Here is a 15,767-nt window from a genome sequence, read left to right on the forward strand (position 1 = left end):
CTACCCAGGTCCTGTGTCACAGTGGGCGCCATGCCCGCCGTCCGCCGCGAGTCCAGCATCCTGCACCTGGATCTGGACGCATTCTTCGCCGCCGTCGAGCAGCGGGACAAGCCCTCGTTGCGGGGCAAGCCGGTGGTCGTCGGTGGGATCGGCCCGCGTGGGGTGGTGTCCACGGCGTCCTACGAGGCCCGCAAGTTCGGGGCCCGTTCGGCCATGCCGACCTCCGAGGCGCGGCGCCGCTGCCCCTCGGGCACGGCCTTTCTGGGCGGACGCTTTGACGCCTACCGGCTGACCTCGGGTGTGGTGATGGGTCTCCTGCGGGAGGTCTCCCCGGTGGTCGAGCAGGTCTCGGTCGACGAGGCCTATGTCGACCTCGCGGCCGGGGAGGGGCGGGACCTCTCACCTGACGCCCTGCGCGTCCTGGGGCACGATCTGCTGGCGCGGATCCGGGAGGGCACCGGTGGCCTGACCGCCTCGGTCGGGATCGCGCCGTCGAAGATGATGGCCAAGATCGGCAGCGAGCTGAACAAGCCCGCCGGACTGACCCTCGTCGAGGCCGGCACCGAGCAGGAGGTCCTCGGCCCGATGTCGGTGCGGGCCATCGCCGGTGTGGGGCCGGCGACCGCGGCCCGCCTGCACGCCTTCGGCGTCGAGACCGTCCACGATCTGGCGAGGGTGAGCGAGGGCGACCTGGTCGCGATCTTCGGCCAGGCGCACGGCGGCAGTCTGGTGCGGCTGGCACGCGGCGAGGACGACCGGCCCGTGGAGACGCAGCGAGAGACCAAGAGCGTCTCGGTCGAGGAGACCTTCGAGACCGACATCGCCGATCCCGCGGTGCTGGAGCGCGAGCTCGACCTGATGGTGGCCCGTCTGGCCGGCCGGTTGGGGAAGTCGGCCTTCTTCGGCCGCACCACCACGGTGAAGGTGCGCCAGCACGACTTCAGCCAGCTGACCCGATCGGGCACCCTGCCGTACGCGACAGGGGACCCGGCGGTCATCGGCCGCCAGGCCAAGCGCCTGTTGGCCGGAATCGATGTCACCTCTGGCATCCGGCTGCTGGGGGTGGGCGTGTCGGGCCTGACCACCCACGCCCAAGAGGAGCTCGAGCTGGGCGAGGGACTCTTCGCCAGCCCCGCGCCCGGCCAGCTCGAGGTGCCCGACAGCCTGGGTGAGGTGCAGGAGGAGGTGAGCACTCGGCATACCCCAGAAGTCCCCCACGGCCCGCAGTGGCGACCGGGCGCCGATGTCCGCCACGAGGAGCACGGGCCGGGCTGGGTGTGGGGGAGCGGGCTCGGCCGGGTGACCATCCGGTTCGAAGGCCCGCTGACCTCCCCGGGCCCGGTGAAGACCTTCGCCGCGGACGACCCGGCCCTGGCTCCGGCCGACCCGCCCGACTGGCGCCCGGCCTCCTGAGCTGTCCGAGGACTGGCGAAGCGGGCGGCCGTGCCCGGCGCCTTGCCCGAGGCAGGAATCGGGGTCGATGCGTGCTAATCTTTTGCGTCGTTGCCCACCGTGCAGAACGGTGCGGTGCACCCTCGTCCGGGTGGCGGAATGGCAGACGCGCTAGCTTGAGGTGCTAGTGCCCTTAACGGGCGTGGGGGTTCAAGTCCCCCTCCGGACACCAAGTGCCCCTCGGGTGTGTGAGAACCACAGACCCGAGGGGCTTTGTCATTGCGCCGCGCGGTCCCGGTCCGGGGCGTGGCCGTTGTCCGCTCAGCGCTTGCTGGAGACGACCAGCTGCCCCTCGGCGAGCGACTCGGCCGGGACGTCATCCTCGACACTGGTGGACAGGGCCTTCTCCTTGACGAAGATCAGGACGATCGCGGCGCAGATCGCCAGCGGGGTCATGTAGAGGAAGATCGGGATCAGGGCCTCGTTGTAGGACCGGATGATGAGCTCGCGCAGGGCATCGGGCATCTGGTTGACCAACTCCGGGGTCAGCGAGTGCGCCCCGTCCTGCGGTCCCGTGCCGGTGGGCACCTTGTCGGCGACCAGCGAGACGAGCCGGCTCGTGAAGATGCTGCCGACGAGCGCCGTGCCCAGGGTGGCGCCCACCTGACGGAAGTAGTTGGTCGATGCGGTCGCGGTGCCCACCTGACGCACGGGGAAGGAGTTCTGCACGATCAGGGTGAGGATCTGCATACTCATCCCCAGGCCGATGCCCATGATCGCCATGTAGACGCAGACCAGCCACGTGGGGGAGTCCCACTCCAGGGTCGAGAGCAGGAGCAGGGCGAGCGCCAACAGGCTGGATCCCATGATCGGGTAGCGCTTGTAGCGGCCCGTGCGGGTGACCAACTGGCCCGAGACCGTTGAGCTGACCAGCATCGACCCCATCATCGGCACCATCAACAGACCCACCACGGTGGCGGACAGCCCCGTGGACATCTGCAGGTAGGTCGGCAGGTAGCTGATCGCGCCGAACATCGCCACACCCGTGAACAGCGCCGCGATCGTCGTCAGGTTGAAGTTGCGGTCCCGGAACAGGTGCAGGGGGATGATCGGGGCCTCGGCCCGGGACTCGGCCAGGACGAACAGGCTTCCGGTGACCAGCGCTGTGGCGCCCAGGCCGAGGATCATCGGAGAGTCCCAGGAGTACTCGCTGCCGCCCCAGGTGCCGACGAGGACCAGGGAGGCGGTGGCCACGGCCATCAGGGCCATCCCGAGGTAGTCCATGCGAGGGCGCTTCTCGCCGGTCGCGCGACGGGCGGGCAGGAACGCGATCGTGGCCGCGGCGGCGAGGACACCGAGCGGGACGGCGATCCAGAAGACCCAGCGCCAGCCGGGGCCCTCGGTGAACCAACCACCCAGGAGTGGGCCGGCGACAGAGGAGAAGGCGAAGACGCCGCCCATGATGCCCATGTACTTGCCACGCTCCCGCGCGGGGATGACATCGGCGATCGCGGCCTGGGACAGGATCATCAGGCCACCGCCTCCGACACCCTGGACGACACGGGCCACGATCAGGGCGGTCATGTCACCTGCCAACGCACCCAGGACGGAGCCGGCCACGAAGACGGTGATGGCGAAGAGCAGCAACGGCTTGCGACCGAAGATGTCGCTCACCTTGCCGTAGATCGGCATCATGATCGTCGAGGCGAGGATGAAGCCGGTGATGACCCAGAGCATCTGGTCGACTCCGTGCAGCTCGCCCACGATGGTGGGCAGCGCGGTGGAGAGCACCGTCTGGTTGAGCGAGGCCAGCAGCATGGTCACCATGAGGCCCGCGAACAGCAGCTGGATGTCGCGCTTCTCGTGGCCGGGGTTCACCGTGGTGGGGGATTCAGTGTTCGTCATAGTGCGTTACGTAGGACCTCTCGGAAGGTTTCGATGCCGTGGTGCAGCGTCGCCTGGTCGTCTGCGGTGACCGACCCCGGCTGGGACTGGTAGCTGAAGCGGATGACGGCCCCGGCCAGCGCGATGAGCACCCGGGCGGCCTCGTCGGTGTTCGGGAGGGACTCGGGCTGGTCCTCGATGACCTGCAGCGCGAGTCGCTCGGCGTCGGCGATGCGCAGCATGAAGCGCTTGCGCAGCTCGGGATACTCAGCGGTGAGCTCCTTGCGCCGCACCGGGTCGTCCCCAGGGACCAGCGCCGTGCGGATGACTGCTGCCAGCAGCTCGACCGCGCTGCTGAGCAGGTCGCTGCCCACGTGGGCGCGGAAGGACTGCAACATCTCGTCGGTGAGCTCCGGCGCGCGGAGGCCGACGACGGCGTCTTCCTTGGTGGGGAAGTAGTTGAAGAAGGTGCGCTGGGACACACCGGCACGCTCGACGATCTCGTCCACGGTGACGTTCATCAGACCTCGGTCCAGCACCAGCTCTGCGGCGGCCTCGTGGATCGAGCGGAAGGTGTCGGTGCGCTTGCGCTCTCGTAGGGAGAGTGAAGTTTGCACTCCTGCACTTTATGCAGTTCTGCAATCTTTTGCAAGTCGGCGGTGCCGGACCAGGGGGACTGGCACCTCGGCATACGGGGGGATGGTGGGCCCACGACGGGCCCGGCCGGCCTGACGAGCGCCCGCTCCGCGCGATAGCGTCAGTGCATGACCACCTCAGACGCGAGCACTGTCCCGTCGGCCCAGGACGAGGTCGTCCAGCTGTGCAAGGACCTGATCCGGATCGACACCAGCAACTACGGCGACGGGAGCGGCCCCGGAGAGCGAGTGGCCGCTGAATACATCATGGAGAAGCTGACGGAGGTCGGCCTCGACCCTCAGCTCACCGAGTCCGACCCGGGGCGGGCCAGCGTGGTGGTGCGCACCCCCGGGCGCGACTCCAGCCGCCCCGGGCTGGTCCTGCACGGGCACACCGATGTGGTGCCGGCCGCGGCCGAGGACTGGCAGGTGGACCCGTTCGCCGCGGAGGAGAAGGACGGCTGCATCTGGGGGCGCGGTGCGGTCGACATGAAGGACATGGACGCGATGCTGCTCGCGAACATTCGACACATGGCGCGCACCGGTCAGCAGCCGCCACGTGACATCGTGTGGGCCTTCTTCGCTGACGAGGAGGCTGGTGGGGTCAAGGGTGCCGGTCACGTCGTCGAGCAGCACCCGGAGTGGTACGAGGGGTGCACCGAGGCGATCTCCGAGGTCGGGGGCTTCTCTATCACCCTGGACGGCAAGGCGACTGGGGCTCCCGAGCGCGCCTATATGTTGCAGACGGCAGAGAAGGGCATCGCCTGGCTGCGCCTCCACGCGCACGGTCGCGCCGGGCACGGGTCGGTGCCGAACCAGGAGAACGCTCTGGTGCGCCTCGCCGGCGCCATCAACCGGATCAGTGCGCACCCGTGGCCCCGGACCTATATCGCCTCCGTCCGGGAGCTCTTCGACGGGATCGCGGGCATCACCGGTGCCACCTGGGACGAGGAGGACGCAGAGTCGATCCTGGCCCGCCTCGGTGGCGCGCGAGGCTTCGTCGAGGGGACGCTGCGAGACACCTCGAACTTCACCATGCTCGACTCGGGCTACAAGCACAACGTGATCCCCCAGACGGCCTCCGCCTCGCTGGACTGCCGCTTCCTGCCAGGGCACGAGGACGAGTTGATGGACACGATCCGTGAGTTGGCGGGAGAGTTTGTCGAGGTGGAGATCCTGCACAAGGATGTCGCACTCGAGGCATCCACCAGCGGAGAGCTGGTCGAGTCGATGAAGCGCGCACTGCTTAAGGAGGATCCTGGTGCGCACGTCCTGCCCTACTGCCTGTCCGGCGGCACGGACAACAAGCACCTCTCCCGGTTGGGGATCGAGGGCTATGGCTTCGCGCCGCTCATGCTGCCCCCGGACCTGGACTTCGTGGGAATGTTCCACGGCATCGACGAGCGCGTGCCGGTGGATGCACTGAGCTTCGGCACCCGCGTGCTGCAGCGGTTGATCGAGGACTGCTAGGGCTTGCTGGTCCGCGCGCCTCACGTCGCGGGCCACGGTCAGTGTCGGTGCCCTGTGTCAGATTTGGGGTATGCCGAATGGTCGCCTCCCGGCACTGGTTCGCCAATTCCTCGGCTGGCTCATCCACATCCAGCAATAACTCTTGCGGATGTCGTACATATGTGCTAATGTGAGGTCACGAAGCGATCCACGATGGGGTAGGCGCAGAGGGGGTGTTGGTTGTGCGAGGACGTGAGGTGCTGGGGACACGCCTGGAGGATCTGCTGGGGCGGGAGCTGGCCAAGCAGGCCCTCGAGGGCACCCTGGGCCGCCACGCATCTGATCGCCGCTCGGCGGGTCGCGATTCTGCGGATGGCTCGGCGATGGATTGCAATGTGAGTCTGGCCACGGGGGTGGAGCCGTGGTTCGAGCTGGACCCGTCGCTGTTCGAGGATCTCCCGATCGATGGCTACCTGCCGCGAGTCTCGGTCTACATGGACTCGTCCACGACACGGCCCCGGACAGATTCCTGGTCTCAGGCCAAGTGGTCGCCGGCACAGGGGTCGCCGGCCCGGTGGTCGCCGGAGTCAGCCGACGAGGTGGTCCTGGACGAGAGCATCCTCGACACCGCCGGTGATCACCATGGCTTCGCCCACTCCGACTCCCTCGCGGGTGAGGCCGCCGCAATGGGCGCCGGGACCGACGCGGGTGGCCTGACCGCCGACACCACCGCCGACGGCACTAATGCCACTGGCCAGTCCAGTCCCGGCAGCGGGGACCACGCCGAACGCGAGGACCAGGCTCCGGTGGATCGGTTGCGGTCGGTGTTGGACGAGTTCGGGGTGGGCGAGGGCATGGTGGAGAACCTCACCGATCTGGTGCAGGCGTGCGCGACGGTGGGCACCGCTTCTGGTGGTGGGTTGGCCGCGCCCTCGGTCGTGGCCCAGGGCCAGGCCCTCCTCGGGTCGATTGAGACCCTCACCACGGCCACGGCCCAGCTCGAAGGGTTGGTCCTGGTCGCGGCCCGGGAGCTGACCGCGACCCACGGCCACCTCCTCCTGGCCGATAAGGGCGCGGCCTGCCCGGAAGACCTCACGCGTGGTCAACGGGAGAAGTGGCGGGCCCGCGCCAAGCGCGTGACCCGCGCCGAACTCGCCGCCGCGATCGGGTGGGTCCCCGGCGAGATCGCCGACCTGGTGGCCCTGGCCAACACCCCCACGGCCGTGTTGTCCCCGGTGCTGGGCTCCCTGGCCCGCGGGGAAAGCACCTGGCGGCTAGCCCGCCGCTACCACCGCCAAGCCGGACCCCTGACCACCCAGGACGCCGCCGCCCTCGCAACCGGGCTCTTCGGTGACGACCCAACCCTGGCCGTGACCGAGCGGGTTGACTCGACCGGGGACTGGACCAGCGGCCCCTGGTACCACCAGGAGTTCTACCGGGCACTAGACCGAGAAGTCCGCAAAATCACCGACCGCGACCCCGAGACCACCAAACGCACCAGAGAAGCCAACCTCGCCGCCAACGACCTCCGGTTGACCCTGGACGAACACGGCACCGGGGCCCTGATGATCGGATGCACCGCCACCCAGGGCGCCGCGATCACCGACCGCATCGAACACGCCGCCCGCACCGCCCGCGCCGCCGGCGACCCCAGGACCCTGCGCGAACTCCGCGTCGCCACCGCCCTGACCCTGCTGCTCCACGGCACCGCCGACCTCACCGACCTGCCCCAGGACCCCGCCCTGATCACCACCGAACAGACCGGGCAACTCACCAAGATCCTGCACGCCCTGCCCACCGCCGAACTCAACGTCATCATCCCCCTCACCACCCTCCTAGGCACCACCCCCACCGGCCTGACACCCCTCGACGCCGAAGGCAAACCCATCCCCGCCGCCTTCGCTCCCCAGCCCACGACCGAGGACGCCACCCGTGAGGCCTCGTGCACGTGCGCCTGCACCTGCGGCGCCACCACCAGGCCTGCTCCCGCAGGCCGGGCAGGTGAAGACTGCCTGCCACCGGGAGAAGACCGTCCGCCGCGAGGACTGGACTGTCCCGGTCCGGGTGGTGAGGTGGGGGTCGGTGAGGTCATCGGCAAACATTCGCTGTTCCTGGCTGCTGATGAGGTCCGGACGTTGGCGTTGACACCGGGCTCGACGATGTACCGACTGCTGACCGACCCGGCCACCGGGGCCCTGATCGAACGCTCCACCACCGCCTACCGGTTCGACACGACCATGCGCGCCCACATCATCGCCGCCGACGTCTTCTGCCGCGCCCCCGGCTGCCTACGCCCCGCCACCCTGGCCCAACTCGACCACGTCCAAGAACACGGCACCCCCGGCGGACACACCTGCATCCGCAACGGCCAACCCCTGGACGCCCCGCACCACGACCTGAAAACCAAGAAACACTGGGACGCGATCCTGCACGCCAACCGCGACGTCACCTGGACATCCCTGCTCGGGCGGATCTACACCACCAAGACCCACGACTACAACCAGTACACCCGGCTGCTGACCGCGGCCACCGACCAGATCAACAACGCGGTCGCTGCCGGTGTCGACCCGGGCGCGGCGATCGACGCCGCGATCTACCAGGCCCTGTCCTACCGGCCACCCACCGCGACCCTGGAAACCGACGACGACCACGACTGGGACGACACCTTCACCGGCTGGGACCAAGTCACCCTCACCCACACCCCAGAAACCGGCCGACGCACCTACCACCCCCACCCCGACACCACCCGCGCCGAAGCCGACCGGATCCGTCACAGCACCGACACCGCCGCCGAAGAGGCCGACGAGCCAGCGACCAACACCACCAGCGACGCCGACACCAGCAACAACAACTCCAGCCACGGTGACAACGACGACGACCGACCCACCACCCTCTGGACCCACGACCCCGACGCCCCACCACCCTTCTAGGGACGACTCCTCAAGCCAGCCATCCGGCATACGGCCCACGGCACCCGAAAGCGCTCGGGAGAGGAGACTGCTTCCCGCTGCAGGAGTACCGCAGGGCGTGAGCTGTCAGGCGGTGCGCTGCACGCGGATGATGCGGCGGCGCAGGATCGCCTTCCGGACCCCACCGAGGTAGAGGCTGACTCGCCACAGCTCCCAGTGGCCGTACTCAGCCTGGTCGGCTAGGGCCTGCCGGACAGCAGCGCGGGACTCATCACGACCGAAGGTCAGCATCTGGTACTCGTACTCAGCCATCGAGACAGATACTGCGCAGCACGGCTGCAGAAATCAACTCTTTGCGCGGCGAGCCCATCGGGCGGAACGGATCGGGCGCGAACATGCACCGAATCCCAGGGCGGCGCACCGCGAAGTTCGCTACCGTCGTGCCATGACATCAGACCCGCGGGCCGCGCTGTCCACCTTTGTCGCTGCACTGGAGACCCACCTGGAACTGTCTGCTGTGCGTCGGGGTGAGAACGACCCTGCTGTCGTGACCGCCTACAACAAGGTTGCCGACGCGTTCGTCGCCTACGACGACGCCCTGCTGGACGCCTACGGTGAGGTCACTCCGCTCGATGTCTACTCCGACGAGGACGACGACCTCGACGATGAGTCGGTCCTTGACGAGGATGACGACTTCGACGACCCTGCCGGCGCCCCTCGCGGTTACGTGGGGTTGGATGACGAGGAGTACGACGTAGACGACGATGACGGGGACGCGGACGACGATGAGGACGATGCAGATGGCGACGACTTTGACGAAGACGACCGCGGAGATGGGCGGGCCTGAGGCGTGAAACTCGGAATCAGCGCTGGTTGGTGGGGGACCGGCCGCGACGAGGAGAACCTTGCCCTGGTGCAGCGAGCCGAGGAGCTCGGTGTGCATGTCGTCTGGGCAGCAGAGGCCTATGGCGTCGATGCGGTCACCGTCCTGTCCTGGATCGGGGCACGCACCACGCGGATTCGCCTCGGAGCCGGCGTGCTGCAGATCCCCGGCCGAACCCCGGCCATGACTGCGATGACCGCCGCAGGGCTCCGTTCACTGTCTGGTGGCCGGTTCAACCTCGGACTCGGCGTCAGCGGCCCGCAGGTCTCCGAAGGGTGGCACGGTGTGCCCTTCGCCAAGCCCCTAGCGCGCACCCGCGAGTACATCGAGATCGTGCGGATGGCGCTCGACCGCCAGAAGGTTGAGTTCCACGGAGACCACTTCGACCTCCCGCTGCCCGGAGGTGCCGGCAAACCACTGCGCAGCACGGCGGCCCCCTCAGAGCACTCGGTGCCGATCTACCTGGCCGCCGTGGGGCCCAAGAACCTCGAGCTGGCCGGCGAGATTGCCGACGGCTGGCTGGGCATCTTCCTCAGTCCGGAGTTCACCGGTGAACAGGTGGCCTCGATCCGCACGGGCCTGGCCCGGTCCACTGACCCCGACCGGGACTTCGCGCTGGACGCGGCCGTCCCACTCAGTGTCCATGAGGACGTCTCGGTCGCGGCAGACACCGTGCGTCCCTATGCGGCCCTCTATGTCGGAGGGATGGGGTCGCGCAACCAGAACTTCTACAACGCCCTGGCCATCCGGATGGGCTACGAGGAGGCTGCCGGAACCGTCCAGGACCTCTACCTGGGCGGTCAGTACCGCGAGGCGGCCGCGGCCGTCCCCGAGCAGTTCATCGACGACACCAGCCTGCTGGGCCCCAAGGACCGGATCGCCGAGCGCCTCACTCGCTATGCGGAAGCCGGTATGTCGACAGTCACCTTGTCGCCGAGCGGCAAGACTGTGGAGGAACGGATCTCGGCACTGGAGACCGGCGTCGCCGCCGCCGAGCAGGCAGGCATCCTCGACTGATGGCCATTGTGATCCTGGTGCGGCACGGCCGCACCACGGCCAATGCCGACGGCATTCTCGCTGGCCGTATGCCCGGGATCCTGTTGGACGACAGGGGAACTGAGCAGGTGGCCCGGGTCGGGCAGCGACTCGCTGCCACACCACTGGCCACCGTGGTCACCAGCCCCCTGGAACGTTGCCAGCAAACAGCTGAGGCCATCGTCAGCGCCCAACGGCACAGCCCAGCCGGCTCAACGTTCCTCACGGACGAGGGGTTGGGGGAGTGCCGCTACGGGGCCTGGACCGGTCGCCCCATCAAGGAGCTGGCGCAGGAGCCGCTCTGGCGGGACATCCAGGATCACCCGAGCACGGTGACCTTCCCGCCGCACGACGACTATGAGTCAGAGTCCATGGTGGGCATGCAGCAGCGTGCGGTCGCGGCCATCGAGGCCCGGGATGCGCGCATCGAGGCGGAGCACGGGCCGGGCGCCGTCTGGGTCGCGGTGAGCCACGGAGATGTGATCAAGAGCCTCGTTGCGGACGCCTTCGCCAGCCCGCTGGATCGTTTCCAGCGCATCGTGATCGACCCTGCCTCGGTCACCATCGTGCACCGTGCCGCCGATCGCCCGTTCGTGTTGCGGGTCAACGACACCGGCTCGGACCCCGTCGACCTCACGGGACTGTCCAAGGCACTCACCGACGCCGCGAGCGGGCCGGAGAATGGATCCGGCGACGCGGCTGTCGGTGGTGGCGCCGGCAGCGATTAGGGTCAAAGACATGCCTCAGCACGAGTTCGATCCTCCGGAGCGGTTCATCGCCGCGTCGGTCGGGCCCCCCGGCCAGCGAACCTTCTTCCTGCAGGTCTCCGGCTCAGGTCGCCGGATGACCGTCTCGCTGGAGAAGGAGCAGGTGAAGGTTCTGGGGGAGCGGTTGGCCGACCTTCTCGACCAGGTGGCAGGGTTCGACGGTGCCCCGGAGGCTGCGGCCGGCATGACGGATAACGCACCGCTGGACACGCCCATCGAGGACGACTTCAGGGTGCAGAGCCTCAGCCTGGCCTGGGAGCCTGCCCGTCGGCGCGTCGTGGTGGAGGCTCACGAGGCGGCCGACCCCGAGGAGCTCGAGGATGAGGTCAGCGACCAGGCCGAGGTCGCGCTCCTGGCGAGCATCCGCGTGGTCCTCACGCCACCCATGGCCCGCGCGTTCGCGCAACGGTGTGCCACGGCTGTCGAGGGCGGTCGGCCCAACTGTCCCTTCTGCGGACAACCACTGGACCCGGGTGGACACATTTGCCCCCGTGCGAATGGCTACCGGCGTTAGCGGGCACCGCTCTTGAGCACGGAGCCAGGATCCCCGGAAGTGTTCGAGGTGGAGGGAGTGCTCACGGACGCCTCCAACCTGACGGCGCGGGTGATCTTTCGATCACCTGACGGACACCCCACCGGCACGCGTGGTCTCTACAAGCCGATCCGGGGCGAGGCACCCTTGCGGGACTTCCCGGCCGGCACGCTCGGGCGGCGCGAGGTGGCCGCCTATCTGGTCAGCGTCGTGGGCGGGTGGGACCTGATCCCCCACACATTCATGAGCGAAGGACCGTTTGGACGCGGGTCAGTGCAGCGCTGGATCGACTGGGAGGCCACCGGCAGGCAGCCCGGGGATGGCCTGCTGGAGGTCTTTCGAGCGACCGAGGTGCCTGCCGGTTGGTTGCCCGTCGTGCACGGCGAGGACACCGACGGCCAACCGGTGGTGGTCGCCCATCAGGATGCGCCTGACCTGGCGTCGATGGCCGTGCTCGACGTGGTCCTCAACAATGCCGACCGCAAGGGAGCGCATCTGGTGCGCGACGCTGACGGGCACCTGTGGGGTTTCGACCACGGGCTGACGCTCCACGCTGACGAGAAGTTGCGCACCATCCTGTGGGGATGGGCCGGCGCGTCCCTGCCAGATGCTGACGTCGAGCGGTTACAGCACCTGCGTGAGGCGCTCGGGGGAGGGCACGCCAACCAGTCGGTGGCGACGATCAGCGAGTTGATCAGCCCCGAGGAGCTGGACGCGCTGAAGTACCGGGTGGAGAGCCTGCTGACCACACTGGTGTTCCCGGAACTGCCGGTCGACCGCTACCCACTGCCCTCGCCCTTGTGGTGAGGCGGTGGACTCGGGTGAGGCGCTCTTCGTGCGGGGTGGACACCTCGGGTGAGGTGCTCTTCGTGCGGGGTGGACACCTCGGGTGAGGTGCTCTTCGTGCGGGGTGGACACCTCGGGTGAGGTGCTCCTCGTCAGTGAGCGCACCTCTGATGAGGTGACGCCACCGTCACGCATTAGGCTCCCAGACGTGAAGACGTGGAACAGCGCCCCCGTGCCAGATATCGCCGGCCACGGAGGCCCGCTCCGGATCCAGGACACCGCGACGGGCACCAAGCAGGTGGTGCATCCCGAGAACGGCGAAGCGGGTCTCTACGTCTGCGGCATCACCCCCTACGACGCGACCCACATGGGCCACGCCGCGACCTATGTCACCTTCGACCTCGTCGTCCGGGTGTGGCGGGATGCCGGCCTGGAGGTCACCTACGTCCAGAACGTCACCGACGTGGATGAACCCCTGCTCGAGCGTGCCGAGCGTGACGGGGTCCCCTGGCAGGACCTCGCCGAGGAGCAGATCGACCTCTTCCGTGAGGACATGGAGGCGCTGCACGTCATTGCGCCGCAGCACTATGTCGGCGCCGTCGAGGGCATTCCGGATGACGTCACGGCCGTCCGACAGCTGCTGGCGACTGACACGGCATACACGGTGCCCGTCTCGAACGAGGAGGCGGACCTGCAGGACGTGTACCTCGACCTGGCCACCCAGCCGAGTTTCGGGAGCGTCTCCGGCTGGAGCCGGGACCAGATGTTCGAGGTCTTCGCCGAGCGCGGCGGAGACCCCGACCGGGAGGGCAAGCGCGACCCTCTCGACCCCCTGCTGTGGCGCGCCCACCGGGAGGGTGAACCCCACTGGCACGGAGCGGAACTGGGGGACGGACGCCCGGGCTGGCACATCGAGTGCACAACGATCGCGCTGCGCTACCTGGGCGAGAGCTTCACCATGCAGGGTGGCGGAACCGACCTGATCTTCCCGCACCACGAGATGAGCGCGGTCCAGTCGCAGGCACTGACCGGCCAGCCGTTCGCCCGGACCTATGTCCACCAGGCCATGGTCGGTCTGGACGGCGAGAAGATGAGCAAGTCCAAGGGCAACCTGGTGCTGGTCTCGGCGCTGCGTCGCTCCGGGGTCGACCCGATGGCGATCCGTCTGGCCCTGCTCGGTCAGCACTACCGCGAGCCGTGGGAGTGGACCGACCAGATCCTCGAGCAGGCTGTGGACCGGCTGGCTTCCTGGCGTGCTGCCGTGGCTGCGGACCAACCGGACGGCGACGCCGGTGAGGTGCCCTCCGTCGTGGCGGAGATCAGGGCCGCCCTGGCGCAGGACCTGAATGCGCCGGCGGCGATCCGTGCGGTCGACGAGTGGGTGCGCAGCGGTGCGCCGGGCCACCGGCCCACGGTCGTCGCGGCGATCGATGCCCTGCTGGGCGTCAGTCTGTGATGCCGTGCGCCGCACCCTGTTAGTGACCAATGACTTTCCCCCCCGCCACGGTGGCATCCAGAGCTATCTGCACAACTTCGCGGCGACCTTGCCGCCGGAGGACCTGACGGTCTTCACGTCCAGCTACCCACGGGCCGACACGGCCGCCTTCGACGCCGAACAGCCCTATGAGGTGATCCGTTCTCGTCACACGATGATGACGCCGACCCCCGACGTGGTCCGGGAGGCGGCCGACCTCGTGCGGACGCACCAGATCGAGACCGTCTGGTTCGGAGCCGCCGCGCCCCTTGGGCTGATGGCCCCGAGGCTGCGTCAGGCAGGCGCCCAGCGGGTGATCGCCTCCACGCACGGTCACGAGGTCGGCTGGTGGATGTCACCCGGGACGCGCCAGCTGCTGGGCCGGATCGCTGCCGGAGCCGACGTGATGACCTACGTCAGTGACTACACCCGGGGCCGTCTGGCGGGCGCCTTCAACCGTGCCGGCACCACTGCGCCGCTGCCGTCAGGCGTGGAGAGTGATGTCTTCCGACCGGACCCCAGCGCCCGGGCTGCGCTGCGGGCACGCTATGGCCTGGGCGAGCGACCGGTGGTGCTGTGTCTGTCCCGGCTGGTCCCGCGCAAGGGCGCGGACAGCCTGATCCGGGCCATGCCCACCATCCGTGCGCAGGTCCCGGGCGCTGTCCTCGTGATCGCCGGGGAGGGCCGCTACGAGAAGCGGCTGCGGGCGCTCGTGGACCAGGACGGTGTCGGCGATGACGTCCTGTTCACCGGTCGGGTCGCCCCGGAGGAGATCGCGGGGCACTACGCCATGCCCGACCTGTTCGCGATGCCGTGCCGCACACGCGGCGGTGGCCTCGACGTCGAGGGGTTGGGCGTGGTCTACCTGGAGGCCGCAGCCGCCGGCGTCCCGGTCATCGCGGGGACCTCGGGCGGGGCCCCGGAGACCGTGCTCCAGGGCGAGACCGGGCTGGTGGTCAACGGCCGGCAGATCGGGGAGCTGGTGGAGGCCGTCGTGACGATCCTGTCCGACCGCGACCTGGCAGCACGGATGGGTGCAGCGGGCCGCGAGTGGGTGCGGACCAGCTGGAACTGGGACCTCCTGGGGGCCCGGCTGCGGAGTCTGCTCGACGGAGAGGCCGATCAGCCGGCTTCGTGACCGCCCCGGCGCCGCAGGTACTTCTCGAACTCCCTCGCGATGGCGTCCCCGCTGGCCTCGGGCAGGTCTGCGGTGTCCTGCGCCTCCTCCAGGGACTCGACGTACTCTGCGACCTCCTCATCAGAGGACGCGAGCTCGTCCACGCCGTGTTCCCAGGCCCGGGACTCCTCCGTCAGGTCACCCTCGTCGATCACGCACCCGAGGAGCTCCTCCAACCGGCTGACCAGGGCCAGGGTGGCCTTGGGCGAGGGCGGGCCGCCCGCGTAGTGGGGGACGGCCGCCCACACCGACAGGCCAGGCAGCTCGGACTGGCGAGCCTGGTCCATCAGCACGCCCACAATGCCACTCGGCCCCTCGTAGGTGCTGCGCTCGACGTCGTGCGCCTCACGCAGGTCCGGGTCCTCCGAGGTGACCGAGACCGGGATCGGCCGGCTGTGCGGGACGTCGGCGAGCAGGGCACCGAGGGTGATCAACAGGGTCACCTCGTGATCCACGGCCAACGACAGGATCTCGGCGACGTAACTGCGCCAGCGGATGGACGGCTCGATGCCGAGCACCAGGATCACGTCCCGACCCAGCGGGGTGTCGCGCGCCAGAAACACCCGGGTGGTCGGCCAGGTCAGTTGGCGCCGACCGTCGACCATGCTGACGCGCGGGCGGTTCACCTGGAAGTCGTAGTAGTCCTCGGGATCCATGACGGCCATCACCTCGGCGTCCCAGACGCGCACCAGGTGCTCCACCGCCTGCGTGGCGCTCTCGCCGGCGTCGTTCCAGCCCTCAAAGGCCGCGATGACGATTGGGTCGTTCAGTTCCGGCACGTCGCGCACATCGATCATGATCAGCCTCCGCTTCAACAGGTCTGAGTCAGACTACGAGGCCCGGG

The 15,767-nt window shown here is 68.8% G+C and carries 14 protein-coding genes and 1 tRNA gene; 11 read left to right on the top strand and 4 right to left on the bottom strand.

The window, feature by feature from the left end; genetic code table 11:
- Positions 1–30 precede the first annotated feature (30 nt).
- Both DPQ65_RS05515 and DPQ65_RS05520 read left to right on the top strand, forming a co-directional pair.
- A complete protein-coding gene (locus tag DPQ65_RS05515) occupies positions 31–1,413 on the top strand; it encodes a DNA polymerase IV (RefSeq protein ID WP_114906379.1) in 1,383 nt (460 codons plus the stop codon).
- 124 nt (positions 1,414–1,537) lie between these two features.
- Positions 1,538–1,624: transfer RNA gene (locus DPQ65_RS05520), tRNA-Leu, on the top strand.
- A gap of 89 nt (positions 1,625–1,713) precedes the next feature.
- On the opposite strand, the gene DPQ65_RS05525 is transcribed toward DPQ65_RS05520, so the two are convergent.
- Together DPQ65_RS05525 and DPQ65_RS05530 are read right to left on the bottom strand one after the other, a co-directional pair.
- Positions 1,714–3,297 (bottom strand): MDR family MFS transporter, encoded by a 1,584-nt coding sequence (locus DPQ65_RS05525; RefSeq protein WP_114906380.1) that lies wholly within the window; start codon positions 3,295–3,297, stop codon positions 1,714–1,716.
- A complete protein-coding gene (locus DPQ65_RS05530) occupies positions 3,294–3,893 on the bottom strand; it encodes a TetR/AcrR family transcriptional regulator (RefSeq protein WP_114906381.1) in 600 nt (199 codons plus the stop codon). The genes DPQ65_RS05525 and DPQ65_RS05530 overlap by 4 nt, the downstream gene beginning before the upstream one ends.
- Positions 3,894–4,040: 147 nt before the next feature.
- Here DPQ65_RS05530 and DPQ65_RS05535 point away from each other — a divergent pair, with 147 nt between their 5' ends.
- Entirely contained in the window at positions 4,041–5,381 is a 1,341-nt protein-coding gene (locus tag DPQ65_RS05535; protein ID WP_114906382.1) for a M20/M25/M40 family metallo-hydrolase, read from the top strand.
- A gap of 221 nt (positions 5,382–5,602) precedes the next feature.
- On the top strand, positions 5,603–8,290 hold the full coding sequence (locus tag DPQ65_RS05540; RefSeq protein ID WP_162802027.1) for an HNH endonuclease signature motif containing protein: 2,688 nt from the start codon (positions 5,603–5,605) through the stop codon (positions 8,288–8,290).
- Between the two features lie 105 nt (positions 8,291–8,395).
- On the opposite strand, the gene DPQ65_RS05545 is transcribed toward DPQ65_RS05540, so the two are convergent.
- On the bottom strand, positions 8,396–8,581 hold the full coding sequence (locus DPQ65_RS05545; RefSeq protein WP_114906384.1) for a DUF5703 family protein: 186 nt from the start codon (positions 8,579–8,581) through the stop codon (positions 8,396–8,398).
- A 133-nt stretch (positions 8,582–8,714) separates the two neighbouring features.
- Here DPQ65_RS05545 and DPQ65_RS05550 point away from each other — a divergent pair, with 133 nt between their 5' ends.
- The 7 genes from DPQ65_RS05550 to DPQ65_RS05580 all read left to right on the top strand — a co-directional run bounded on the left by DPQ65_RS05550 (position 8,715) and on the right by DPQ65_RS05580 (position 14,884).
- Entirely contained in the window at positions 8,715–9,116 is a 402-nt protein-coding gene (locus DPQ65_RS05550) for a hypothetical protein (RefSeq protein ID WP_114906385.1), read from the top strand.
- A 3-nt stretch (positions 9,117–9,119) separates the two neighbouring features.
- Positions 9,120–10,169, top strand: a complete 1,050-nt coding sequence (locus DPQ65_RS05555) for an LLM class F420-dependent oxidoreductase (RefSeq protein WP_114906386.1) — start codon at positions 9,120–9,122, stop codon at positions 10,167–10,169.
- A complete protein-coding gene (locus DPQ65_RS05560) occupies positions 10,169–10,915 on the top strand; it encodes an MSMEG_4193 family putative phosphomutase (RefSeq protein ID WP_114906387.1) in 747 nt (248 codons plus the stop codon). The genes DPQ65_RS05555 and DPQ65_RS05560 overlap by 1 nt, the downstream gene beginning before the upstream one ends.
- Before the next feature lie 10 nt (positions 10,916–10,925).
- Complete coding sequence (locus DPQ65_RS05565) at positions 10,926–11,468, top strand: DUF3090 domain-containing protein (protein ID WP_114906388.1); 543 nt, start codon at positions 10,926–10,928, stop codon at positions 11,466–11,468.
- A 39-nt stretch (positions 11,469–11,507) separates the two neighbouring features.
- Complete coding sequence (locus DPQ65_RS05570) at positions 11,508–12,293, top strand: SCO1664 family protein (protein ID WP_202863020.1); 786 nt, start codon at positions 11,508–11,510, stop codon at positions 12,291–12,293.
- Positions 12,294–12,480: 187 nt separating this feature from the next.
- Complete coding sequence (mshC, locus tag DPQ65_RS05575; RefSeq protein WP_114906466.1) at positions 12,481–13,728, top strand: cysteine--1-D-myo-inosityl 2-amino-2-deoxy-alpha-D-glucopyranoside ligase; 1,248 nt, start codon at positions 12,481–12,483, stop codon at positions 13,726–13,728.
- A gap of 22 nt (positions 13,729–13,750) precedes the next feature.
- Positions 13,751–14,884: a glycosyltransferase family 4 protein gene (locus DPQ65_RS05580; protein WP_272947638.1), complete on the top strand. Its 1,134-nt coding sequence runs from the start codon at positions 13,751–13,753 to the stop codon at positions 14,882–14,884.
- On the opposite strand, the gene DPQ65_RS05585 is transcribed toward DPQ65_RS05580, so the two are convergent.
- Entirely contained in the window at positions 14,869–15,720 is an 852-nt protein-coding gene (locus tag DPQ65_RS05585) for a PAC2 family protein (RefSeq protein WP_114906391.1), read from the bottom strand. The two genes, DPQ65_RS05580 and DPQ65_RS05585, sit on opposite strands and share 16 nt — an antisense overlap.
- Between the last annotated feature and the right edge of the window lie 47 nt (positions 15,721–15,767).

Origin of the sequence: Ornithinimicrobium murale (assembly GCF_003352835.1) — a bacterium.
Lineage (GTDB): Bacteria > Actinomycetota > Actinomycetes > Actinomycetales > Dermatophilaceae > Ornithinicoccus > Ornithinicoccus muralis.

Bases quoted from the DNA above. Each gene is read 5' to 3' on its own strand.
- DPQ65_RS05515 (WP_114906379.1), top strand. From the start codon at position 31: ATGCCCGCCGTCCGCCGCGAGTCCAGCATCCTGCACCTGGATCTGGAC.
- DPQ65_RS05525 (WP_114906380.1), bottom strand. From the start codon at position 3,297: ATGACGAACACTGAATCCCCCACCACGGTGAACCCCGGCCACGAGAAG.
- DPQ65_RS05535 (WP_114906382.1), top strand. From the start codon at position 4,041: ATGACCACCTCAGACGCGAGCACTGTCCCGTCGGCCCAGGACGAGGTC.
- DPQ65_RS05545 (WP_114906384.1), bottom strand. From the start codon at position 8,581: ATGGCTGAGTACGAGTACCAGATGCTGACCTTCGGTCGTGATGAGTCC.
- DPQ65_RS05550 (WP_114906385.1), top strand. From the start codon at position 8,715: ATGACATCAGACCCGCGGGCCGCGCTGTCCACCTTTGTCGCTGCACTG.
- DPQ65_RS05560 (WP_114906387.1), top strand. From the start codon at position 10,169: ATGGCCATTGTGATCCTGGTGCGGCACGGCCGCACCACGGCCAATGCC.
- DPQ65_RS05565 (WP_114906388.1), top strand. From the start codon at position 10,926: ATGCCTCAGCACGAGTTCGATCCTCCGGAGCGGTTCATCGCCGCGTCG.
- DPQ65_RS05585 (WP_114906391.1), bottom strand. From the start codon at position 15,720: ATGATCGATGTGCGCGACGTGCCGGAACTGAACGACCCAATCGTCATC.